General features: G+C 65.9%; 17 protein-coding genes. 6 read left to right on the forward strand and 11 right to left on the reverse strand.

From position 1 onward, the window contains the following. Positions 1–55 precede the first annotated feature (55 nt). A complete protein-coding gene (locus tag PYV00_RS00200) occupies positions 56–271 on the forward strand; it encodes a hypothetical protein (protein ID WP_275226221.1) in 216 nt (71 codons plus the stop codon). Positions 272–465: 194 nt separating this feature from the next. Here the strand turns inward: PYV00_RS00200 and PYV00_RS00205 are convergent, their stop codons facing one another. Continuing rightward, positions 466–1731, reverse strand: a complete 1266-nt coding sequence (locus tag PYV00_RS00205; protein WP_275226222.1) for an AAA family ATPase — start codon at positions 1729–1731, stop codon at positions 466–468. A 119-nt stretch (positions 1732–1850) separates the two neighbouring features. Between PYV00_RS00205 and PYV00_RS00210 the strand changes: the two genes are divergently transcribed. The 3 genes from PYV00_RS00210 to PYV00_RS00220 all read left to right on the forward strand — a co-directional run bounded on the left by PYV00_RS00210 (position 1851) and on the right by PYV00_RS00220 (position 6518). After that, a complete protein-coding gene (locus PYV00_RS00210; protein ID WP_275226223.1) occupies positions 1851–2738 on the forward strand; it encodes an IS1 family transposase in 888 nt (295 codons plus the stop codon). Between the two features lie 113 nt (positions 2739–2851). Next, positions 2852–5020, forward strand: a complete 2169-nt coding sequence (locus PYV00_RS00215) for an RNA degradosome polyphosphate kinase (RefSeq protein ID WP_275226224.1) — start codon at positions 2852–2854, stop codon at positions 5018–5020. A 46-nt stretch (positions 5021–5066) separates the two neighbouring features. Beyond that, positions 5067–6518 (forward strand): Ppx/GppA family phosphatase, encoded by a 1452-nt coding sequence (locus PYV00_RS00220; protein WP_275226225.1) that lies wholly within the window; start codon positions 5067–5069, stop codon positions 6516–6518. 138 nt (positions 6519–6656) lie between these two features. Here the strand turns inward: PYV00_RS00220 and PYV00_RS00225 are convergent, their stop codons facing one another. The 10 genes from PYV00_RS00225 to PYV00_RS00270 all read right to left on the reverse strand — a co-directional run bounded on the left by PYV00_RS00225 (position 6657) and on the right by PYV00_RS00270 (position 17483). Further along, complete coding sequence (locus tag PYV00_RS00225; protein ID WP_275226226.1) at positions 6657–8849, reverse strand: TonB-dependent receptor; 2193 nt, start codon at positions 8847–8849, stop codon at positions 6657–6659. Positions 8850–8998: 149 nt separating this feature from the next. After that, entirely contained in the window at positions 8999–9394 is a 396-nt protein-coding gene (locus PYV00_RS00230) for a hypothetical protein (RefSeq protein WP_275226227.1), read from the reverse strand. A 73-nt stretch (positions 9395–9467) separates the two neighbouring features. Beyond that, entirely contained in the window at positions 9468–10496 is a 1029-nt protein-coding gene (virB11, locus tag PYV00_RS00235) for a P-type DNA transfer ATPase VirB11 (RefSeq protein WP_428981597.1), read from the reverse strand. A gap of 3 nt (positions 10497–10499) precedes the next feature. Beyond that, the gene (locus PYV00_RS00240; RefSeq protein WP_275226228.1) at positions 10500–11597 is read right to left on the reverse strand and encodes a TrbI/VirB10 family protein; all 1098 of its coding nucleotides are present in this window, start codon (positions 11595–11597) and stop codon (positions 10500–10502) included. A gap of 3 nt (positions 11598–11600) precedes the next feature. Next, positions 11601–12509: a TrbG/VirB9 family P-type conjugative transfer protein gene (locus PYV00_RS00245; RefSeq protein ID WP_275226229.1), complete on the reverse strand. Its 909-nt coding sequence runs from the start codon at positions 12507–12509 to the stop codon at positions 11601–11603. After that, the gene (locus tag PYV00_RS00250; RefSeq protein ID WP_275226230.1) at positions 12506–13741 is read right to left on the reverse strand and encodes a type IV secretion system protein; all 1236 of its coding nucleotides are present in this window, start codon (positions 13739–13741) and stop codon (positions 12506–12508) included. The genes PYV00_RS00245 and PYV00_RS00250 overlap by 4 nt, the downstream gene beginning before the upstream one ends. Further along, on the reverse strand, positions 13738–16194 hold the full coding sequence (locus PYV00_RS00255; protein WP_275226231.1) for a VirB4 family type IV secretion/conjugal transfer ATPase: 2457 nt from the start codon (positions 16192–16194) through the stop codon (positions 13738–13740). The genes PYV00_RS00250 and PYV00_RS00255 overlap by 4 nt, the downstream gene beginning before the upstream one ends. A gap of 14 nt (positions 16195–16208) precedes the next feature. Beyond that, positions 16209–16490 carry a type IV secretion system protein VirB3 gene (locus tag PYV00_RS00260; RefSeq protein WP_275226232.1) on the reverse strand — a complete coding sequence of 94 codons (282 nt, stop codon included), beginning with the start codon at positions 16488–16490 and terminating at the stop codon, positions 16209–16211. Next, a complete protein-coding gene (locus PYV00_RS00265; RefSeq protein ID WP_275226569.1) occupies positions 16490–16816 on the reverse strand; it encodes a TrbC/VirB2 family protein in 327 nt (108 codons plus the stop codon). Before PYV00_RS00265 ends, PYV00_RS00260 begins: the two co-directional genes overlap by 1 nt. Before the next feature lie 274 nt (positions 16817–17090). Then, positions 17091–17483: a hypothetical protein gene (locus PYV00_RS00270; protein ID WP_275226233.1), complete on the reverse strand. Its 393-nt coding sequence runs from the start codon at positions 17481–17483 to the stop codon at positions 17091–17093. 286 nt (positions 17484–17769) lie between these two features. Here PYV00_RS00270 and PYV00_RS00275 point away from each other — a divergent pair, with 286 nt between their 5' ends. Next, positions 17770–19371 (forward strand): hypothetical protein, encoded by a 1602-nt coding sequence (locus PYV00_RS00275; RefSeq protein WP_275226234.1) that lies wholly within the window; start codon positions 17770–17772, stop codon positions 19369–19371. A 76-nt stretch (positions 19372–19447) separates the two neighbouring features. Continuing rightward, positions 19448–22153 (forward strand): TonB-dependent receptor domain-containing protein, encoded by a 2706-nt coding sequence (locus PYV00_RS00280; protein WP_275226235.1) that lies wholly within the window; start codon positions 19448–19450, stop codon positions 22151–22153. The last annotated feature ends 76 nt before the right edge of the window (positions 22154–22229 follow it).

Raw genomic sequence — 22229 nt, forward strand, 5'->3', positions numbered from 1 at the left:
CGGTGACGCCAGTCGCTCCGGCGCCTATATGCTTAGCGGAAAGCATGGAGGCGATATGAAGCTTTATAAATTCAAAGAGCAGACTGGCCGCCGTCAGGCATTGGCCCCGGAGCAGAACCCGGATGGGTTGCCCGAGGGGGCATGGCTCGCGATCGGTGAGATCAATATCAACCGAGAGGATGGCCCGCGTATTGGCGCCAATTCGGAAGACATCATCGACGCGATCGAACGCGATGGCATTTTCATCTGGCCGGTTGAAGACAATGCCTAAAGGCCCTCGTGGAGAGAAGCGCCCAGCCGACGCGATCGGCCTCGCCGTGATGGTCGGTAAGATCGCGACCGGTGAGATCGAGGACGAACGCGAAGAAATGTCCAGCGCTGCCGCCCAGCTTGGCAGCAAGGGCGGCAAGGCGCGGGCGGCTAAGTTACGCCCAGAGCGCCGCCGCGAGATTGCGACCCGGGCGGCTAAGACCCGATGGGGAGACCGGGCTGTTCCTGCTCCAAAAGACGCTTCCGAGACTGAGGGTCAATCAAGCGTTCCTGAATCCCACGAATAATAACAAATGGCTGCATCATGGGATCAGAGAATCTAAACCTATATTGGCGCTCACCGCCGCGTCGGATCAGAATTTTGCCGCGCGTCTCGCTTATGAATTCCGTTAGGTGTCGTTGGAAGTGGGCGTGAGTTTTTTTCTTCCCCACAATAGCCGAATATGGCTGAATAACATCAGTTGGGGTAAAAAATCCAAACTGATCGGTTTTGGCCAAGGCGCACGCTAAGAGCACTTGCTTGAAGAAATTATCTTTCTGATTACTCTCAGTAGCCTTTCTGTAGGCTTCCTGCATCTTTTCTTCGCTATCAACAATGAACGTGTCCATTGCCGCCTCTACGTCCTCAACGTCAATCTTTAAGCTACGCCTTTTCGCAGCCTGAACCGCTGAATATTTACCGAGCATCTGCGTAAAATATGGAAGGCCCCGTGACAAGGTCACAATGGTCCAGCGAGCATCCCCGCTGATCTTCATCACAGTTTTAGACAGGCGCTTGTCAATGACTTCATTGAGTTCAAAATCGCTCATTCTATTGAGCTTAATCTGGGAAATCGCCCGATCTATCGACTGGTGGTCCTCAATCAAGGACACAATGTCCTCGGCTACGCCAACGAGAATGATGGTGACATTTGCAGAATAGTCATACAGATATTTGATTACATTTGCAGTTAATAGACGGGCATTTCCGTCGCTAAGCTTATCATATTCGTCAATTATGATGATGGGCGTGGCATCCGCACGACATTTTTGGAGCTCTCGCCGGACAATATCTGGATTGTCCATTGATGTGTTCGTGTCGAGCGGAGTTAAATCATAGCGGTCACTCTGCCGTGCAGTTGAAGCCAATTCGTCGATCGCCTTATTCCAAAGGCTTGTGAAGTTATCAGATGGATCGGCTTGAACACGAGCAACAAGCATCGACTTCAACATCGTGTTGTATCGTCTCCAAAAAATATTGGAGAGGGAAGTCTTTCCTACCCCACGTTCTCCGTAGAGAATGACATGCCTTGATCGTTCAACCACGGCTTCAAGGATGCGCTTCACTTCGGTGGAGCGACCGGCGAAAAGGTCTTCCTCGTTCACGGGAGCGCCAGAAAATAAATTGGCCAAGTCCCATTCAAGGTGAAGCCAATCGTCGGCAGTGCGTGGCTTGCCGGGTCCAGAAAAGCGTGAGGCCATGCGGAGAGATATGAAGGCTTTAAGTGAATCGGTCAATCCTTTAAGTATCAGGAGAAAAGCTCCAAGTAGGTTACGCTTTATGCTTGCATATCGCTAATAAGTTCAGTATGAAAATGGGCATGAACAAGCTTCCTCTCGCCAAACGCACGCAAATCCTCGCCATGCTGTGCGAGGGCTCGTCCATGCGCTCGATCAGCCGCGTTGCGGACGTGTCGATCAACACCGTTTCGAAGTTGCTGGTGGAAGCCGGGGAAGCTTCCCTTGCGCTGCATGACGAGCATGTGCGCAACGTGAAGGCGAGCCGTATCCAGTGCGATGAAATCTGGTCGTTCTGCTACGCCAAGGAGAAGAACGTAGCGACAGCGAAGGGCGCCCCTGAAGGCGCTGGCGACGTGTGGAGCTGGACCGCCCTGGATGCTGACACGAAGCTGATGGTGTCCTACTTCGTCGGGGACCGTTCCAGCGAAAGCGCGATCATCCTCATGGACGACCTGCGCTCGCGCCTCTCGAACCGCGTTCAGCTTACCACTGATGGCCACCGCGCCTACGTCGAGGCCGTGGAAGGTGCATTCGGTTGCGATGTGGACTATGCGCAGCTTGTAAAGCTCTACGGCCCCACGATCGCCGCTCCGGGCCGCTACAGCCCCGCTGATTGCATCGGCGCGAAGAAGATCCGCCGCGAAGGCAATCCCGACTTCGCCCATGTCAGCACGTCGCACGTCGAACGCATGAACCTGTCGATCCGTATGCAGAACCGCCGCTTCACCCGGTTGACGAATGCGTTCTCGAAGAAGCTCGACAACCACATTCATGCGCTGGCGCTATATTTCGCATTCTATAACTTCTGCCGCATCCACAAAACGCTGCGCATGTCGCCTGCGATGGCCGCTGGCATCACGGATCGGCTGTGGTCGCTTGAAGATATCGTCGCTAAGATCGACGAGATGGCCCCGGCTCCCGCGAAGCGCGGTCCCTACAAAAAGCGCGGGGAAGAAAATTCAAACTGAGACACTACCCGAACAGGGCGGGGCTTTCAGGTAGCGCTTTTTGACGTTTATGCGATCTTTGCAGCAAAACCTTCATAGCGGGATGACAAAGGCGGGCGGTGAAAACGAAGGACATGCTTGAAGCACGCGAATCGAACGCGACGGACAGTGAAACGGCCGCGGCCGCGATCAGCACGACCCCGGCCCGCTATTTCAACCGCGAACTGAGCTGGCTGGCGTTCAACGAGCGCGTCCTGGCCGAAGCGACCAACGCCAATTACCCGCTGCTGGAACGGCTGCGCTTCCTTTCGATCTCGGGCAGCAATCTCGACGAGTTCCTGACCGTGCGCGTGGCCGGCCTGGCCGGGCAGGTGCGCCGCCAGATCGAGGAAATCTCGATCGACGGGATGACGCCCTCGCAGCAGCTTGCCGCGATTCACGAGGAAGTGCTCAAGCTCGAACGGATGCAGCAGGATGCCTGGAAAGACCTGAAGCGGCTGCTCGCGGCCGAAGGCGTCCGGGTCATCGGCGAGGAGCGGCTGGGCCATGCCGGTGAGCGCTGGCTCAAGGACTATTTCCTCGAACACATCATGCCGGTGATCACCCCCCAGGCGATCGATCCGGCGCACCCCTTCCCCTTCGTCGCCAACCAGGGCATCGGCGTGCTGTTCTCGCTCACCCGCATCGCCGACGATGCGCCGGTGATGGAAATGGTGCTGATCCCCTCGGCCCTGTCGCGCTTCGTGCGCGTGCCCGGAGAGGAAGCGATCTACATCTCGGTGGAAGACCTGATCTGCCGCCACGCCGCCCAGCTCTTCCCCGGCTTTCGCGTGAACGGGCACGGCGTGTTCCGCATCCTGCGCGACAGCGACATCGAGATCGAGGAGGATGCCGAGGATCTGGTGCGCTATTACCGCACCGCCATCCAGCGGCGGCGGCGCGGCCTGATCATCGTCCTGCAGCTTCAGGGCAAGTTCGATCCGGCGGCCGAGGATCTGCTGCGCAGCCAGCTTGGCCTCGATCGCGCGCTGGTGATCAAGACGGGCGGGCTGATCGGCTTTTCCGGCCTGTCCGCGATCGCTGACGAGGATCGGCCCGAGCTGAAGTTCGAGCCTTACAGCCCGCGCTATCCCGAGCGCATCCTGGAGCATGACGGCGATTGCTTCGCGGCGATCCGCGAGAAGGACATCGTCATCCAGCACCCCTACGAGACGTTCGAGGTGGTGATCGATTTTCTGCGCCAGGCCGCCGCCGATCCCGACGTGGTGGCGATCAAGCAGACGCTTTACCGCGCGGGCAAGCAATCGGCGGTGATCGCCGCGCTGATCGCGGCGGCCGACGCGGGCAAGTCCGTCACCGCCGTGGTCGAGCTGAAGGCCCGCTTCGACGAGGAGCAGAACCTGCTCTGGGCCAGCCAGCTCGAACGCGCGGGCGTGCAGGTGATCTACGGCTTCGTCGACTGGAAGACGCACGCCAAGGTTTCGATGGTGGTGCGCCGCGAAGGCGACAGCTACCGCACCTACTGCCATTTCGGCACTGGCAACTATCACCCGGTGACGGCACGCATCTATACCGACCTGTCCTATTTCACCGCCGATCCCAAGGCGGGGCGCGATGCCGGCCGGCTGTTCAACTTCATCACCGGCTATGTCGAGCCCAAGCGCACAGAGCTGCTCTCGATCTCACCGATCAGCCTGCGCGCAACGCTGTACGAGGCGATCGACGACGAGATCGCCCATGCCCGCGCCGGCAAGCCCGCCGCGATCTGGGCCAAGATGAACTCGCTTACCGATCCCGAGCTGATCGACCGGCTCTATGCCGCCAGCCAGGCCGGCGTCGAGATCATCCTGGTGGTGCGCGGGATCTGCTGCCTGCGGCCGGGGATCGAGGGGCTTTCCGAGCACATCATGGTCAAGTCGATCATCGGCCGGTTCCTGGAACATGGCCGCATCTGGGCCTTTGCCAACGGCGCGGAACTGCCCAACCGCCGCGCCAGGGTGTTCATCACCTCGGCCGACGGGATGAGCCGCAACCTTGACCGGCGCGTCGAACTGCTGGTGCCCATCCGCAACAAGACGGTGCACGATCAGGTGCTGGGCCAGGTCATGCTGGCCAACCTGCTCGATACCGAGCAAAGCTGGATCCTGGAGCCCGACGGTACGTACGAACGCGTTGGCGAGACCGAGAACCCGTTCAACCTCCACCGCTATTTCATGACCAATCCTTCGCTTTCGGGACGGGGTGCGTCACTTGCCAGTGGAAGAAAAGTGCCCAAGCTCTCGCTTCGCCGCGGCAATATCTGACATAGGCGACCGGGAAGCCGGGACCGAGGGAATCGCCGACACCGTCATGAGCGACAAGCGCGCCATCATCGATATCGGATCGAACACGGTCCGGCTGGTCGTCTACAACGGCCCGCCGCGCGCGCCCGTCGTGATCCTGAACGAAAAGGTCAGCGCCCGGCTGGGCAAGGATCTGGCCAGGACCCGGCGGCTGTCGGACAAGGCGATGAGCGCGGCGCTTTCCGCGCTCGGGCGCTTTGCCACGATGCTGGACCTGCTGGGGGTGGACCGGATCGAATGCGTCGCCACCGCCGCCACGCGCGATGCGGAAAACGGCAACGAATTCCTCGCCGCCGTGCGCGCGCTGGGGCTCAATCCCCGCCTGCTCTCGGGCGAGGAGGAAGCCCGCGCCAGCGCCACCGGCGTCATCGCCGCCTTTCCCGGCGCCAGCGGCACGGTGGGCGATCTGGGCGGCGGCAGCCTGGAACTGGTGGCAGTGGATGGAGACGTGTGCAGCGGTGGCATCACCATGCCGCTGGGCACGCTGCGGCTTGCCGATCTGCGCGCCGCCGGCCCGGCGCGCTTCGCCGCGACGGTGAAGGCCGGGCTTGCCGGCGCGGGCTGGAAGAACGGCAGGGGCCGCCCGCTGTTCATCGTCGGCGGATCGTGGCGCGCGCTGGCCTTGCAGGCGATGCGCGAACTGGACTGGCCGCTGGACGATCCGCACGGGTTCGAGCTTGCCCCCGATATCGCGCTGCGGATTTGCCGGGCGCTGGAAAAGGGCAAGATGGACAGCCCCGATCCGCGCATTTCCGCCTCGCGCCTGGCCACCCTGCCCGATGCCGCCGCGCTGCTGGGCCAGCTGGTCGAGCGAATCGAGCCTTCGGTCATCGTCTTTTCCTCGTGGGGCCTGCGCGAAGGGCTGCTTTACGCCCAGCTCGATGCCGAAACGCGCGCGGCCGATCCGATGCTGGCCGGCATCACCGCCTTCGCACGCACCTCGCTGGTCGCGCCGGGCGATGCCGAGGCGGTCGCGCGCTGGACCGCGCCGATCTATGCCGATGGCGCCGCCGATGCCCACTTGCGCCTTGCCGCGACCATGCTCGCGCTGGCCGCGATGCGCAGCGAGCCGAACATGCGGGCCGAGCAGGCGATGGCCTGGGCGCTGCGCAAGCGCTGGATCGGCCTGGACGCGCGCGGCCGGGCGATGATGGCGATGACCGTCTTCGCCAATTCCGGGCTGACCGCGATTCCGCCCGAATTCGCCATGCTGGCCAGCGAGGCGGACCTCAACCAGGCGATCGGCTGGGGCCTGGCCGTACGTCTGTGCCGCCGCCTGACCGGCTGCGCCGGCCCCGCCCTGGCCCAGACCAGTCTGCTGCTGGAAGACGGCCAGCTTGTCCTCGTGCTCGACGATGACATGCAGGCGCTCTATTCCAACGGCATCGGCAAGGACTTGCGCCAGCTTGCCGACTGGCTGGGCCTGGGCTGGATGGTGAAAGTCATCGCCGAGGCGTAAAAGCCGCCGCGCGGTGGCGAACCGCCACCGCGGAATGCCAACGCCGCGCCATCGCATCGGCACCCGCCGCCCCGAACCGCACCGACGAAGCGGGCTTCCCCCTCGTCGGACCATTCGGCGGCGGCGGGCATCGCCCGCTCAGAACCGGGTGCTGAGCTGCAGGTTGACCGAACGCCCCTGACCGGGAACCGGGCGCAGGATGCCGGTGGCCTTCAGGTCGCCCAGCGACTGGCCGCCCAGCGGCAAGTCATAGCCCTTGTCGAACAGGTTCCTGGCTTCCACGCTCAGCTTCACGCCCTGGAGCACGCGTGCCAGCGTATAGGCCACGCGCAGGTTGACCAGCGCATAGCCGGCGGTTCGCGGTTCGTGGCGCGTGGCATCGACGCGGGTCTTGTCCGCGACGAATTCCACCTCCGCCCCGGCCTCGAACGGCCCGCTCGCGTGATCGAGCGTCACTTTCGCGTTGAACGGCATCTGGTGATAGAGCGGCCCCTTGTCGGACAGGTTCCGGCCATGCACCCAGCTCGCGCTGGCGGCCAGGGTCGTGGCGCCGTTGTCGTGCCGGGCGAGCGGCAGGCTGGCCGAAGCGTCGATGCCATGGAATTCAGCCTGCTGGTTGGCGAAGCGAAGCTGCACGAAGCCGCTGGGCATCCCCATCATGTCGGTGAGATCCTGCACGAAGGCCGCGTCGATATAATCGTCAACATGCGTGTAGTAGGGTGAAAGCTTGAAGCTCGCGCCGCCCGGCAGGCTCAGCCGCAAGGCCGCGCTGAGCGTGTCGGCCCGCTCGGGCTTCAGGTCGATGTCGCCGACATAGCCGTTGCCATCGCCATACCATCCGATCATCTGGCTCGCCATCGCGCCGCGTCCCCAGGCATAGCGCTCATAGAGGTTGGGCGAGCGCGCCTTGTGGGCATAGCCCAGCTCGATCGCCACGCCGTCGGCCGCCGCCCAGCTTGCCAGCGCGGTCGCGCTCCAGTTGTTGTCGGCACGATGGCGATCGGCGGCGTTGAAAGCGCTGGCGGCCATGGCATCGGCCATGTTCATCATGCCGGTGCCGTAAGGCTGGACATCGCCCGTGTTCGTGGTCACGCGGTCAAGGCGCGCGCCGATCGACGTCGAGAAGGCGGGCGACCACTGCGCTTCCCATTCGCCGAACAGGCCGAAGCGGTCGCGCCGGCCGCCGGCGATATTGATGTAGGGGGTCGGCCCCATCATCATCGAGCCGGCGACCGGCGGCCAGTAATCATCCAGCCACTGGTGATGGTAATCGCCGCCCACACGCAGCGTGTCCTTCGCCGAAACCGGCAAGTCCAGCTTGAGCGCGGACGTGAAGGTATGCACTTCGGTGTTCATCGGCATGGCGCCCGGCAGCTTGTCGGCCAGGAAGTTCATCTCGTGATCGGTGTCGCGATAGCTGGCGGTGAAATCGACATCGCCCCAGGTGTACACCCCGCGATACCGGCTCTGCACGAACCATGACCTGTTCGAGGTCATGTCCATGTACTGGTTGGCGAAGCCTTCGTAGGGCGAGAAATGGTAGCCGCCCTTGATCTCGAAAATCCCGCCGCCGACTTGCGCCGCGAGCGCCAGGGCATGGTCGGTCTTGGCGAATTCGGTGGAGCGCACGGTCCCCCGGTCACCGCCGCCCTTGTAGTTGTCCGACCGGGTGTAGGAGCCGGTGTAAGTCGCGCTGAGGTGCCGCCCGGCCATGGTCAACGACAGCGCGCCGCCAAAGCCATCGCCATTGCCGCGATAGAACGCCGACGCCTCGCCGCCGATCAGGGTGCCGCCATCGCCGGCAAAGCGCGGCATGGCGCTTTCCACGCTGATGACGCCGGCGATATTGTCCCCACCCATGCTGACCGGCGAGACCCCGGGCACCACCGCGATCGCGGCGATCGTCTGCGGATCGGTGTAGGACAGCGGCGAGTTCATGTCGTTGGGGCAGGCCACGTCGATCGGCACATTGTCGATAACGATGCGCGCGCGCTGCTCGGACAGGCCGCGCAGCACCGGCATGGAGGAAAAGCCGCCGCCCGAATTGGCGCTCACGCCGGGCAGGCCGGTCAGCAGGGCGGCGGTGTCGCTGGAGCCGACGGCGCCCTGGCGCAGCCGGTCCTGCTTCAGGATCGAACCGTTGAGCGGCGCCGAGGTGATCGTGCGCGGCGCGGCATCCGTGTTGACGGTCACTGTGGGCAGCATGGCGGCATCCTCTGCGGATGCGGCGCCGTCGGCGGTGGCAGGGGCGCTTTCGGCCTGCTCCTGGGCAAGCGCGGGCGCGGACATCGCCGCCAGCATGGCGGCGACGGCAAGGTGCGAAGTCTTCATGATCATTCCTGGTATTTGCGGATTTCCGGGCGTGTCGGGCCGAAACCGCTGGCGATCATCGCGCCCGACGGGCGGTGCGGCGATCGCTGGCGGTGCGCGCGGGATATCCCTCGCGCACGCGCCACTTCGGGAAACAGCGGATCAGCGGGTCAGGCGGTCGCCGGGGGCCCGCGCAGCGGCGGGCGCAGATAGGCGCGGCGCCTTGCCGGCCATGCGCGGACCGGCGCGAAGCCGAGCAGCAGGATGAAGCCGAGCGCCAGCGCCAGCAGGACCGGATCGGCCCCGCCCAGCGAGGCCATCGACAAGGCGGTGAACGGACATTCGCCCTTGGCCGCCGGATGATCCGACTTGGTATCGATCGGAATGACGAGCTGGTGATAGCCCACGCCGCCGCTGGCATCCTGGCACAACGCGACCGTGATCGTCCGCGAAGTCTGCGAGACCATATAGTTCGCCGGCACCACGGCCTTCAGGCACAGCGCGGCCATGGCCAGCAGGATGGCCGCCACGCGATGGCGCAACAGGAAGGCGCGGAAAGCTTCCATCGCGGCGGGCCTATATGCCCTTGGCGCGGCGCTGTCATCAGCGATGTCCGGGCAAGGCCGCCCGGCGCGGCGATCAGGCCACCAGCGTGCGGCTCTCGGCGATTTCGGAGATGCCGCGCTTGCCCTCGATCCGGTCAAGCTGGACGACGATGTCGATCACCGACGCCGCGTATTCCAGCGTTTCGGCTCGCGTCAGGCCGATGCCGGTCTGCATCGACATCAGCGCGATCTGCTCCAGCGCGCCGCGCGGCGTGTTGGCGTGGACCGTGGAGAACGAGCCGGGATGGCCGGTGTTGATCGCGCGCAGGAAGCTCACCGTCTCGCTGCCGCGCAACTCGCCCAGCACGATGCGATCGGGCCGGAGGCGCAGCGCCGATTGCAGCAGGTCGTTGGCCGAGACCTTGGCCTCGCCCAGCTCGCCCTTCACCGCGATCAGGCCGACGCCGTTGGCGCCCGGCAAGCGCAGCTCGGCGGTGTCCTCCACCAGCACCACGCGCTCGTGCGAGGGAATCTCGCGCAGCATGGCGTTGAGGAACGTGGTCTTGCCGGTGGACGTGCCGCCCGAGATCAGGATCGTGCGCCGCCGCCGGATCGCATCGCGCAGGAAGGCGATCGGCTCGGCCATGGCATCGGGCATCGGCGGCTCGACCTGCGGCACGATCGGCCCGCGATCGTAAGCGTCGAGCGGCAAGTCGAGCAGGCGATGGCGGCGGATCGCCAGCGCCCAGTTCGCGCGCGTCGCGGGCGGGCCGACAAGCTGGATGCGCGCGCCGCCGGGCAGCGTCGCGGCCAGCAGCGGATGCTCGCGATTGATGCCCTGGTGGCTGATGCGCGCGACCTGCTCGGCCAGCCGCTGGAGCAGCTGGTTGTCCATTTCAGGCACGTCGATGCGCTGCATACCGGGATGCTCGGCATCCTCGATCCAGACCTCGCCCGGCCGGTTGACCAGGATCTCGGTCACGCTCTCGCGTTCCAGCCACGGCCGCAGCGGCGCCAGATAAGCGTCGAGATAGACACTGCGCGGTCCCTGCATCGCGTTATCCGCCAAAGCCTTCGCGGTCAGGCCGGCCCCCGGCTGGATCGGATGGACCTCCGCCGCCACGGATCACGAGACCTTGGAGAAATCGAGATCCTTGGCCGTGAACACCCGGATCGGTTCGCCCTGGCGCACGCGGATGGTCGGCCCCACCTGCCCGCCCTGCTGGACCGCCGCCGCCGCCGCCGACTGGCCGCCACCGGCGATGACCACGCCGGCATTGCCCGTGATCGTCGAAAGCCCGCCAACCACCGAGAGCAGCATGGCCGAGCCGAAGCGTTCGAAGAAGTGGCTGTTGACCTTGCCCGGCAGGCCGGTTTCGCCGCCGAAGGCGATCGCGGGCGAGCCGATGTTGACCGAGACGCCATCGGGCCGGATCAGCCGGGTCCAGATGACGTAGGCACGCTTCTGGCCGGCGGTCAGGCCGCTCTTGTACTGGCCGATCAGGCGCGAGGACCGCGGGACGAGCACGCGCTTGCCATCGAAGCTGCGCACGTCGGTGCTGACGATGGCGCGGACATAGCCGGGCACATCGGTATCGATCGCGGTTTCCAGCACCGCCGGGATCAGCGTGCCTTGCGTCACCGTGGTTGCCGGGTCGAACGATCGGCTGGCGGTGGCCGCGCCGCCGCCGACGCCGCCGATGCGCGAGGCGAAATCATCGTTCGGGTTGCCAGCGCCCTTGCCGTCGGCCGAGGCGCCCGGCGCGGCGATGGCCACCGGATTGCCGCCGGCATCGAACACCACGGTGGGGCTGGCATGGGGATTGGAAGCGGGCGCGGTGGCGACCAGCGATTGCGGCGGCGCGGCCAGCACCGGCTGCGGCGCGGGGGCGGCGAGCGGCGCGGGCGCCGCGGCCCGGCCGGGCGCGGCCGGCGCCGCGACCACGCCGGCCGGCACGGGCGCGGCCTGGGGCGCGGCAGGCGCGGGCGCGTTATTGGCCGGGCCAGTGCGCGCGGCATCCATCGACCACAGCGTTACCCCGCCCAGCGCGGCGACGATCAGGACGCCGGCGGCCAGGCCCAGCCCGTCCGCCTTCTTGCGCTGGGTGACGGTGGGCAGGACATTGCGCGTGGCCAGATCGATGACCTCTGCCCCTTCGCCTTCGCGCGGATCGCGGTTTTCCGCGGGATCGAGGCGTTCACGGAATGCGGCATTGGGCGCCATGGATCAGTCCTCCTTCAAGGCCGGAGCAACGGGTTGGGAAGCGGCGGCGACGCCTGTGGTGGCGGCGGGATCGGCGGGTGTTGTGGGCGCTGGCCCGGGGGGTTCCGGCGCCGGGGCCGCATCGGGCGTGGTGATGGGCGCGGCGGCCGGTTCGGGCCGCGTATTCTCCAGCATCGCGCGCGCCTTGCCCGCGCGCAGCAGGATCGTGCGGGGCACATCGTCGATCACGATGGTGTTGCCGCGCACGGCATAATTGATCGGGCCCTCATCGCCCTTTTCGTTGCGCACCAGGATCGCGGGCACGGCCTGCTTGTCGGCCCACAGCAGGTAGGTCGCGTTGCCGTCGTCATAAATCCGCGAAGGCTGGATGCGCGAATCGCCGTCGCGCTTCCACGCGAAGTTGAGCATGGCTGGATCGACCGGCGCCTGCCCGGCATCGGCGGTCAGCGCCGCCTGCTCGGCCGCCGTCAGCCCGGCGAGTTCGGCCGGCGGGGTTTTTTCCTTCGGATAGGTGAACCGCAGCATATAGAGCGGCCGCGCCTTGGCCGAGGCGATAAGATCGAAGAAATAGGTGTGCTTGTCAGTCACCACCGTCATGTTGGTGCGCGCGCCGGCTTCCAGCGGTTTCACGAACAGCAGATTGGCGCGCTTGTTGGGGGTGATCTGCCAGGTCTGCGAATCGCCGACCGCGACATTCTCGATCGATTCGTTCTCGTCGAACGCGATCGTCGCCTGGACGCCCAGCTTGCCGTCGATCCGCACGACTTCGTTTTCGCTGTAAAGGCGTTCCGTCAGCCGCTCGTCGGCATGGACAGGGCCGGCCAACGCGAGCAGCGCGGCGCCGGCAAGCACCGTGGCGGCCGAAATCGTGACGGCGGGAATCCTGGCGGCGGGAAACTTGCCGCGGTTCATCGTATCATCTCCTGCGACTGGCGCTTGCCAGTATCGTTCGAGGCATTGCGGAAACGGCTGCCGATGCCGCGCGCGCGCGCTTCACCGCGCGGCGCCATCGGCTCGATCCCGCCGCCGACCACTTGCGTCACCACCGTGCGCCGCTCCCCCGCGCGGGCGGGAGCCTCGCCGGCGGGCCCGGCATCGGCCATCGCCGCCGCCGATGCGGCCGTGACCACGGCGGCGCGGCGCGGCGCGGTGGCCGGCGCGGCCGCCGCGCCGACGGGTGCCACACCAGCCGCCGCGTTCGCCATCGCGGCGCCATAAGCGACCATGCCGGCATCGGCCGACGGCGTCTTGTCCGACTTGCCCAGCCCGAACACGTCCCAGTTCGAAACCAGCGTGCCCGCGACCTTGAGCACCATGCCCATCAGCGCCAGATGCACCGCCGCCACCAGGAACAGCGCCATGGCCGCCCGGCCATCGACTTCACCGGCGGTCTGCGTCAGTTCCTGGAGGATCGGCACCAGCAGTTCCAGCGTGATGCCGCCGCCCAGCACGACGAACAGCGGCGTCAGCGCCGTCAGCGCGACGCCGCGCAGCCAGCCGGCGGTCAGCCCGCGCGTGCCGGAAAACAGCGCCATGACGACGAAGATCGGGCCCAGCGCCATCAGCACCGCCAGCGCGATCCGCGCGGTCAGCAGGATGCCGACCGTGCCGAGCAGCAGCATCAGCGCGCCCAGCCACATGACGCTGGAAGGGGTGAACATGCCTTGCGCGGCGGCCGCGGCCGACCCGGCGCCAGCCTGCCCGCCGCTGCCGCCGCTGGTTTCCGCCACTTGCGCGATGGCATTGAACACCACGTCGATGCGATCGCCGAAGATCTGCGTCGCCGAACCGTCCGCGCCCATCAGCGACGAGGCGATCCAGTCCGGCCCGCCGACCGCGAGATTCCACATCACCCCCTGATAGGCGATCCAGCTCGTCGCGAACGTCAGCACCAGGCCAAGCGTCAGCATCCGGGGCGTCAGCGCCGAGATGCTCAGGCTCGATCGGCCGGTGAGCAGCGAAATCGCGAAGAAGGCGATGTACAGCGTCAGCAGGATGGTCAGCACCGGGGCCATCGCCCCGTGCTCGCCGAACAGGCGGCCGAACGTGGCCGCGGTCATCTCGCCCGCGAGGCAATCGACCGCGCGCAGTGCCGGGGCCACCCCGGCCGAGGCATCGGCGGCGAGTTGTTCGCAAGCGCTCATTCGGCGGCCTCGGTCCAGATCGCGCCGTCCGCGAAGCCATCGGGGGCATCGCCGGGCCAGTTGGCGCCGGTCAGCAGCGGATACCAGGCGGAAGGCTCGTCACCATAGCGTTCGCGCAAGGTGTCAAGCTTGCGCACCGTGCTTTCGCGGCCCGAAAGCACCGTCAGCACTTCGGGCATCCCCGCAAGGTCCAGCCGCACGACCACCGAGGCATCGGACTGGCGGATCAGGAAGCAGCGGCTGTGCGCGGGCAGCGTGCGGATCACGTCCAGCTCGTGCTCGGTCAGGCCGAAGCCTTCGCAATAGTCCTCATAGCGCGCGCGGGCGTTGGGCATGAACAGCATCGTCGCGGTCTGCTCGACCAGCGCGGTGGCGATCTTCGAATCGAGCGCGTCGCGCGCGGACTGGGTGGCGAAGCCGACCAGCGCGTTGCGCTTGCGCAGCGTCTTGAGCCAGTCGCGAATGCGCGCGGCGAAGACCTCGTCGTCAAGCGCCTTCCAGCCCTCGTCGATCAGGATCATCGTCGGCTCGCCATCGAGCCGCTCCTCGATCCGGTGGAAGATATACATCATCACCGGCGTGCGCAGGCGCGGGTTCTCCAGCAGCGCGGTCATGTCGAAGCCCAGCTTGCGCGCGGTCAGGTCCAGCCGGTCCTCGGCATTGTCGAACAGCCAGCCATGCTCGCCGCCGCCGTTGGGGCCATTGGCGATCCAGGCATCGAGCCGGCTGGCCAGGTCGCCCGGCTCGGGCCGGCGCGATCCGGCCAGCAGTTCGCGGAAATGCGAGAGGCGGCGCAGCGAGGGATCGTTGGCATACGCGGCATCGACCGCGCCGGCGATGATCGAAAGCTCCTCCGGCCCGCCGGCCTTCAGCAGCACGCCCAGCCAGTCACGCAGGAAGGCGCGATTCACCGCGTTGTCGGGCAGCGCCAGCGGGTTGAACCCGGTCGGTTGGCCGGCGACGATGCGGCTGTAATTGCCGCCGATACCGCGCAGGAACACTTCGGCGCCGCGATCCTTGTCGAACAGGATCGTGCGCGGGCTGAACTTCTGCGCCTGCGCGGCCAGGAAGTTCATCACCACCGTCTTGCCCGAGCCCGAAGGCCCGATGACGGTGAAATTGCCCAGATCGCCCTGGTGGAAGTTGAAGAAGAACGGCGTCGCGCTGGTCGTCGCCAGCAGCGTCACCGCGTCGCCCCAGTGATTGCCGCTCGCCTGCCCCATGGCGAAGCCGTGGAGCGAGCCGAAACAGGCCATGTTGGCGCTGGAGATCAGCGCGCGACGCACGATGAAGCCTTCGTTGCCGGGAAGCTGGCCCCAGAAGCCCGGCTCCAGGTTCACGTCCTCGCGCACCGCGACCGCGCCGACATCGGCCAGCGCGGCGGCGCAGGACGCGGTCGCGAGGTCAAGCGCGGCCAGCGTCTCGGCGCGCACCAGCACCGAGAGGTGATGATCGCCGAAGCCGACCGCACCAGTGCCCAGCGCATCGCGCGCGGACATCATCTCGCGCCGCTCGCCCATGGCTTCCTCGTCGGCGGACTTCAGCCGGCGGATCGCCAGATCGATGCGCTCACGCGCCACCTGCCGGTCGCACGGGGCATAGCTTTCCGTCAGCACCAGTTCGGCGGGCAGGCGCAGCAAGGCGTCGGTCAGGCCGGGCGCGGTGGTGTCCGGGTAATCCTTGAGGCTGACGAGCGAGGCGAAGCTCACCCCGGCCGAGCCGCGCAGCTCCATCGCATCGAGGCCGAAGCTGGCCCGGCGGTAGGGCAACATGTGGCCGATGTCGGTGCCTTCGACCGGGCGGCGCACCGGGCGCATCTCGCCATTGTAGAGCGCCGACAGCAGTTCCAGCACTTCGGAGCACTCGCCGGCCGCGCCGGCGTAATCGCCGAGCATCCGCGCGCCATAGGCGCCAAGCGAGGCGGTCATCGCGCTGGCGGCGGCGCGCAGCGCGCGGACATCGGCGGGATCGGCCTCCACCGGCCCCTGCCCGCCCGTGCCGACACCGCGCTTGAGCAGGCGCGAGAGCCGGTCCGCCCAGCCCGCCTTGCCGCGCGCGGGACGGCGCACCAGCGTGACGAACTGGTCATTGACGTAAAGCGCGCCCGAAGCGGTCCGCGCCCGCCAGCGCGCATCGATATGCGCGGCGAGCGGATCGTCGAAGTTGCCTTCCATCTCGATCTGCACGCGGCGGCGGATCACATGGTGATACAGCACGAAGCGCGCGTCGAGCGAGGAGCGCAGCAGCACTTCGCGCGTCGCCGCGTGGGCGTTCAGTTCGTCGGTGTCGGCGGTCTCGAACGCGAAGCCCGGCACCATCAGCGATAGCATTACCGAGCCATCGCGCAGCAGCACGACGTTCTCGTCCACCAGGGCAAGGTACGGCAGGCGGTCCCCCGCCAGCGATTCCTTCCTGCCCCATCCGCTAAGGCCGCCGAACGTGCGCTTGGCCATCTTGGTCGTTCTCCTCAGGCAGCGTAGCTGTTGCAGCCCCAGCGTTGCCAGTTGGGCACGCGCGGGCATTTGCTGACCCTGGCGATCCACAGGTCGAAGACCCGGGGCTCACGCAGGCAGGCGAGATAGCCGATGCCGTGAATCACCACCGCGGCGGGCAGCGCCCAGAAGCTCTTGGTGATCAGGAAGATCTCGGTCGTCACCGCGGCATTGATGATGAAGTAGCTGTAGGTGACGCCGGCGAACATCTGCGGCCGGGTCAGCGCGCGGTGGACCGGATAGCGGGCGAGAGCCATCAGCCCGCCGCTGCCGACTGGATGCCCGAAACGATCGCGCCCGCCCCGAACAGAACGAAGCAGCCGATGATGACCGTCGCGCCGAAGCGCCAGTTCATCCGTCCCGTCAGCATCATGAATCCTACCGCCGCCACGGCCATGACGGCCACCGCGGTGGCGACATTACCCAATAAGGTGCCTTGAAGCCAGCCCAGCGCGGCCACGATCGGCCCGCTGCCGGCGGGATCGCCGCCCGCCACGGCCTGGGCTTGCGCCGCCGACGTCGCGGCAAGGCCGAACATCGATGCCAAGGCGCTGAAAAAACGCCGGAATTCACGCGAAATCATAGTATTGGGACGAATCACCGCAGCCTCCGTTTGGGGCGCGATGCGCTAATCTCATGACAGCATTGTGACTAAGCCGTCACCACGCGACCCCGTGACGGGGCCGCGTGGTGAGGCCGATTGGCGGGGATCAGGGCTCGAACCGATGCGGCGATGCGCTGCGTGGCACACCGCCTGCCGCGACTTTTTCCGAAGGGCGAGCGCTTCGCCGCCTGGCTGACCGGACCCGGGCAGCCCCGCTCCTGCCCGGCGATCCGGTTAAATATAATGCCTCGCTTCAGCGCGCGGCGATGGTGTTGGCCCGCAGCAGGTCCTGCAGCGCGTTGCGCGCGGCCCGGCGCGAATCCATCCAGGTGCCGTCGGCCAGTTGCAAGTCATAGCGCACGTCCGTCGCCACCGCGGCGCGATAGGCGGCGATCGCCTTGTCGGTCATGCCGGTGCGCGCATAGGCGGTGCCGAGATTGATGAGCGTGGCCGGATCGTCCGAAGCGGCGACCTCCAGCTTGCGGATGGCCTCGGTCGGCTGGCCCGCCTGCAGTTCGACGGTGGCGATGTCGTTCTTCTGCTCGACCGGCGTATCCATTGCCATCGAGAACGCCGACTGCGCGATGAGTGCGCTGGCGATAAGTGCGGTGGCCGACATGATCGTTCTCCCAATATCCACTTCCATGCGAGCATTTGTCCGCCGATTTACGCCGGATCGCAACAAAATGACGCAACTGTCATAAAATTGCAATGTTAGACTGATTCGAACGTGATTCGGCGAGTCGAAGCTTGAGCCGGCCCATTTGCTTCCCGCCCGGATGCGATAATCGCGCGCCGATAGTCACATGCCAGTCACATAAGTCCACGAAACTGTCACGATACCGCCAACAAACTGTCACCCCCCAGTTCTACACGCCGGCTAGCGACGACGGAGTCGCTGCGTCATTCGACCAGAAAATGGGGGATTCATCGTGAAGAATATCCATGGCTTGCTGCTCGTCAGCTGCAGCGCGCTCGCCCTTGCCGGCTGCGGACCGAGCGACATTGCCGGACCCGGAACCGGTGGTGACGTGATCATCAACAACCCGGCTCCCACGCCGACGCCGAGCCCGACTCCGACTCCCGGCGCCGGCCTGGTCGAAGCCGCTTCGTCGTGCCCGACCATCGCCGCTTCGAACCAGCTCACCGACAACGGCATCCTCTCGGGTCCGACCGGCACGTATCGCGTCTGCACGCTGCCCAAGCTGATCGACCGTTCCACCTCGCTGCCCAAGATCACCGGCCTGGTCTACCAGATGAACGGCCGCGTCGACGTCGGCTGCGACGGCGGCTTCGCCGCTCCGACCACGGCCGCGCCCGTCGCCACCTCGACGGTCGGCTGCCCCACCAGCAACCTGACCGCCGACACCAACGTCACGCTGACGATCGCCCCCGGCGCGATCCTGATCGGCGCGCCCGGCGCTTCGTGGCTCGCGGTCAATCGCGGCAACAAGATCAACGCCGCCGGCACCGCCACCTCGCCGATCATCTTCACCAGCCGCGACAACGTGACCGGCCAGGTCAGCGAGACCTCGCAAGGCCACTGGGGCGGCGTCGTGCTGATGGGCCGCGCGGCCGTCACCGACTGCACCGCCGGCACCGTCGCTTCGGGCAACTGCGAACGCCAGACCGAAGGCTCGACCGATCCGGCCCGCTTCGGCGGCGCTGACAGCGCCTACAACGCCGGCACCATGAAGTACGTTCAGTTCCGCTATTCGGGCTTCATCCTCAGCGCCAACATCGAGCTGCAGTCGCTCACCGGCGAAGGCATCGGCAGCGGCACCACGCTTGACCACATCATGAGCTACAACAGCTCGGACGATGGTTCGGAATGGTTCGGCGGCAGCCCCAACATGAAGTACTACATCTCGGTCGGCGCCGACGACGACAGCCTTGACGTCGATACCGGCGCGCAGATGAACGTGCAGTACGCGCTGCTCATCCAGCGTTCGGGCCAGGGCGACGCCCTGATGGAAATCGACAGCAACGGCAACGAGGCCGATACGCCCCGCACCAAGCTGGCGGTCGCCAACTTCACCGCGCTGCAGCCGCAGACCAGCAGCAACAACGAAGGCAACGACCTTGCCTCCATCCTGCTGCGCGGCAACTCGGACACCACCTGGGTCAACGGCCTGATCATCACGCCGAACAACGAGTGCCTTCGCATGAACGGCTCGGGCGGCACGCCCGCGACGCTCAAGACGTTCTCGGTGGCCCTGCAGTGCAACGCGGCCAAGTTCCTCGGCTCGGGCAGCTACACCGCTGACCAGGTCTCGACGATGTTCGGTTCGGGCGCCAACACCACCTCGACGTTCACCAGCACGCTGGCCAGCCTGTTCATCAATGGTGCGAACGAAACCGGCCGCACCGCGACCGACCCCAAGGCGACCTCGGCCTTCTTCGACACGACGACTTATGTCGGCGCGGTCAAGGACAGCGCGGACACCTGGTACGCCGGCTGGACCTGCAACAGCGCGACCGCGAACTTCGGTTCCGGCAACTCGGGCGCCTGCACCTCGCTGCCGACGACCTGAAAGGGGGCTGCCTGACTTTGCGGGGGCAGCCGTTTGGGCTGCCCCCGTCCTTGCATTTGGAACTAGGGGAATTCCGATGTCCTTGACGTCGCGACTAGCCGGCGCACTCTTCGCCACGTCGGCACTCGTATCGCCTTCCGTGGCCTTTGCGCAGACGGAACCTGCACCGTCCACCGACCAGCCGCCGACGGGCGACACTGCTGGCCAGCCCGCGGACGATTCCTCCGCGCAACCCGTCGACATTTCCGTTCCGGGCGGAGAGATCGTCGTCACCGGCGTGCGCAACCGCAATCTCGTCAAGACGTCGGACCAGGTCATCTCGGTCCTTTCCACTGAAGAAATCGCCCGTACCGGCGAAGGCAACATCGCCGGCGCGCTGGGCCGCGTGACCGGCCTCAGCGTGGTCGGCAACGGCCTCGTGTACGTGCGCGGCCTGGGCGATCGCTACTCGCTCGCGCTGCTCAACGGCTCGCCGCTGCCCAGCCCCGAACCGCTGCGCCGCGTCGTGCCGCTCGACATCTTCCCGAGCGGCGTCATCGCATCCTCGCTCGTCCAGAAGAGCTACTCGGTGAACTATCCGGGCGAGTTCGGCGGCGGCGTGATCAACCTGACCACCAAGGCCGTCCCGCGCGAGCCGTTCCTGTCGATCTCATTCGGCGGCACCGCCGATTCCGAGACGACCGGACGCACCGGCTACAGCTACTTCGGCTCGAAGTCGGACTGGACCGGCTTCGATGACGGCAGCCGCGATTTCGGCCCCGCGCTGACGGACTATTTCAAGAGCGGCGCGCTGGTGAACAGCGATGTCGATCTCGGCCGTGAAATCGGCAGCGAACTCGTGCGCTTCAGCAAGGGCACCGCGCAGCGCGTGCGCGATCTGCCGCCGGCCTATTCGATCTCGCTCTCCGGGGGCACCGGGTTCGATCTTGGCGGGGCCCGGCTGGGCATCATCGCCGCCGCGGGCTTCAGCAACAAGTGGCGCAATCGCGACGCCCGCCAGCAGACTTCGCTCAGCGCCGACCTTTCGACGCTGCAGACGAACTTCAACCGCATCAGCACCGATGATCGCATCGTCGCCAACGGCCTGCTCGGCTTCGGCCTCGAATTCGGCGAGAACAAGATCCGCTGGACCAACCTCTACATCCGCGACACCATCAAGCAGACGCGCCTGGGACTTGGCCAGCGTAACGAAACCTCGGCCGATTTCATGCAGCAGGACACGGCCTGGTATGAGCGGCAGCTGATCGACAGCCAGCTCGTCGGCGAGTTCAAGCCGGCGCCTGGAATGCAGGTCGACGTGCGCGTCGGCTACGCCAAGTCGCAGCGTGAAGCACCTTACGAGACCAGCTTCGAATACGTGCGCACCAACTCGTCGGCCGACCCTTACGGCCGGCTCTTCGTCAACCGCCTGAACGGCAACAACGGCGAAGCCAGCGTCACCTTCTCGGATCTCAACGAAGAGCTGTGGTCAGGCGGCATCGACCTGACCTACGTGGTCTCGCCGGTGATCTCGGCGACGGTCGGTGGCTACTTCAGCGATACCGACCGTATCAGCTCGCGCCGCCAGTTCCTGTTCCGCGCGTCGAGCACGTTCCCGGTCGAAGCCTCGGTGCTGCGCCCGGACCTGCTGCTTTCGCCCGGCCTGATCAACGGCACGGTCGACAGTTCGACCGGGCAACTCGTCGGCGGGATCGACCTGATCGAGCCCGATACGTCGAGCCCGGCGTTCGAAGGCAAGCTGCGCAACTACGCGGGCTACGGCAAGGTGAACTTCCAGATCACCGACGCGCTCAGCCTCGATGCGGGTGTCCGCTTCGAAAAGGCGCGCCAGTCGGTCAGCGCGGTGCAGGTGTTCAGCACGCCGCCCACGTTCAACAACCCGCCGGCGCTCCGCAAGGAATACTGGCTGCCGGGCGCGACGCTGACCTATCAGGTCCAGCCTGATCTGCAGGTTCGCCTCAGCGCTTCGAAGACGATCGCGCGCCCGCAGTTCCGCGAACTGATCTACCAGCCGTATTTCGACCCGGAAAACAACCGGCAATACCTGGGCAACCCGTTGCTGACCGACAGCCAACTCTACAACGGCGAAGCCCGCGTGGAATGGTATTTCGCGCCGGAACAGCGCCTGTCGATCTCCGGCTTCTACAAGAAGATCGACAAGCCGATCGAGGCCTTCGTGGTCTCGCTGAACGATTCGCTCGTCACCAGCTATGCCAACGCGCCCGAAGCCCGGCTCTACGGCGCCGAGATCGAACTGCAGAAGTACTTCGACCTCTCCGAAATGGGCGGCTGGTTCTCGCAGCGCCGCGCGGTGGCGATCGTCAACTACACCTATTCGAAATCCGAGCTCAAGGTGCAGTCGGGCGATACGGTGGCGGTCTACGCAGCGTCCTCGGGCATCGCGACCGACTACTTCCGGGATGGCGCGCCGCTGACCGGCCAGTCGGACCACCTGGTGAACCTGCAGTTCGGCTTCGAGAATACCGAGCGCCTGTCGCAGCAGACGATCCTGCTGAGCTATGCCAGCGAACGCGCGATGAGCCGCGGCCTCAACGGTTCGGTGCCGCAGCCCGACGTGATCGAGCGGCCGGGCTGGCAGCTCGATTTCGTCGCCCGCGAAGGCGTGCAGTTCCTTGGCCAGGAATTCGAGCTGAAGTTCGAAGCGCGCAACCTGCTGTACACGCGCCACCGCGAGTATCAGCAGGTCGGCTCGAACACGCTTGAATTCAACACTTACGATCTTGGCACCACGGTTTCGGCCTCGGCCTCGATCAAGTTCTGAGTTTCGACCCGGAGGCACCTGCCCTCCGACGGCAACCTGGGCCCGGCCGCAGCGATGCGGCCGGGCTTCTTTCATT

It is taken from the genome of Novosphingobium album (ex Liu et al. 2023) (assembly GCF_029076845.1).
Classification (GTDB): Bacteria; Pseudomonadota; Alphaproteobacteria; order Sphingomonadales; family Sphingomonadaceae; genus Novosphingobium.

Coding starts and splice junctions, on each gene's coding strand:
- PYV00_RS00250 (WP_275226230.1), bottom strand. CDS start 13,741: ATGAGCGCTTGCGAACAACTCGCCGCCGATGCCTCGGCCGGGGTGGCC.
- PYV00_RS00210 (WP_275226223.1), top strand. CDS start 1,851: ATGAACAAGCTTCCTCTCGCCAAACGCACGCAAATCCTCGCCATGCTG.
- PYV00_RS00245 (WP_275226229.1), bottom strand. CDS start 12,509: ATGAACCGCGGCAAGTTTCCCGCCGCCAGGATTCCCGCCGTCACGATT.
- PYV00_RS00280 (WP_275226235.1), top strand. CDS start 19,448: ATGTCCTTGACGTCGCGACTAGCCGGCGCACTCTTCGCCACGTCGGCA.
- PYV00_RS00260 (WP_275226232.1), bottom strand. CDS start 16,490: ATGGCTCTCGCCCGCTATCCGGTCCACCGCGCGCTGACCCGGCCGCAG.
- PYV00_RS00240 (WP_275226228.1), bottom strand. CDS start 11,597: ATGGCGCCCAATGCCGCATTCCGTGAACGCCTCGATCCCGCGGAAAAC.
- PYV00_RS00205 (WP_275226222.1), bottom strand. CDS start 1,731: ATGGCCTCACGCTTTTCTGGACCCGGCAAGCCACGCACTGCCGACGAT.
- PYV00_RS00225 (WP_275226226.1), bottom strand. CDS start 8,849: ATGAAGACTTCGCACCTTGCCGTCGCCGCCATGCTGGCGGCGATGTCC.
- PYV00_RS00220 (WP_275226225.1), top strand. CDS start 5,067: ATGAGCGACAAGCGCGCCATCATCGATATCGGATCGAACACGGTCCGG.
- PYV00_RS00230 (WP_275226227.1), bottom strand. CDS start 9,394: ATGGAAGCTTTCCGCGCCTTCCTGTTGCGCCATCGCGTGGCGGCCATC.
- PYV00_RS00215 (WP_275226224.1), top strand. CDS start 2,852: ATGCTTGAAGCACGCGAATCGAACGCGACGGACAGTGAAACGGCCGCG.
- PYV00_RS00200 (WP_275226221.1), top strand. CDS start 56: ATGAAGCTTTATAAATTCAAAGAGCAGACTGGCCGCCGTCAGGCATTG.
- PYV00_RS00265 (WP_275226569.1), bottom strand. CDS start 16,816: ATGATTTCGCGTGAATTCCGGCGTTTTTTCAGCGCCTTGGCATCGATG.
- PYV00_RS00270 (WP_275226233.1), bottom strand. CDS start 17,483: ATGGAAGTGGATATTGGGAGAACGATCATGTCGGCCACCGCACTTATC.
- PYV00_RS00255 (WP_275226231.1), bottom strand. CDS start 16,194: ATGGCCAAGCGCACGTTCGGCGGCCTTAGCGGATGGGGCAGGAAGGAA.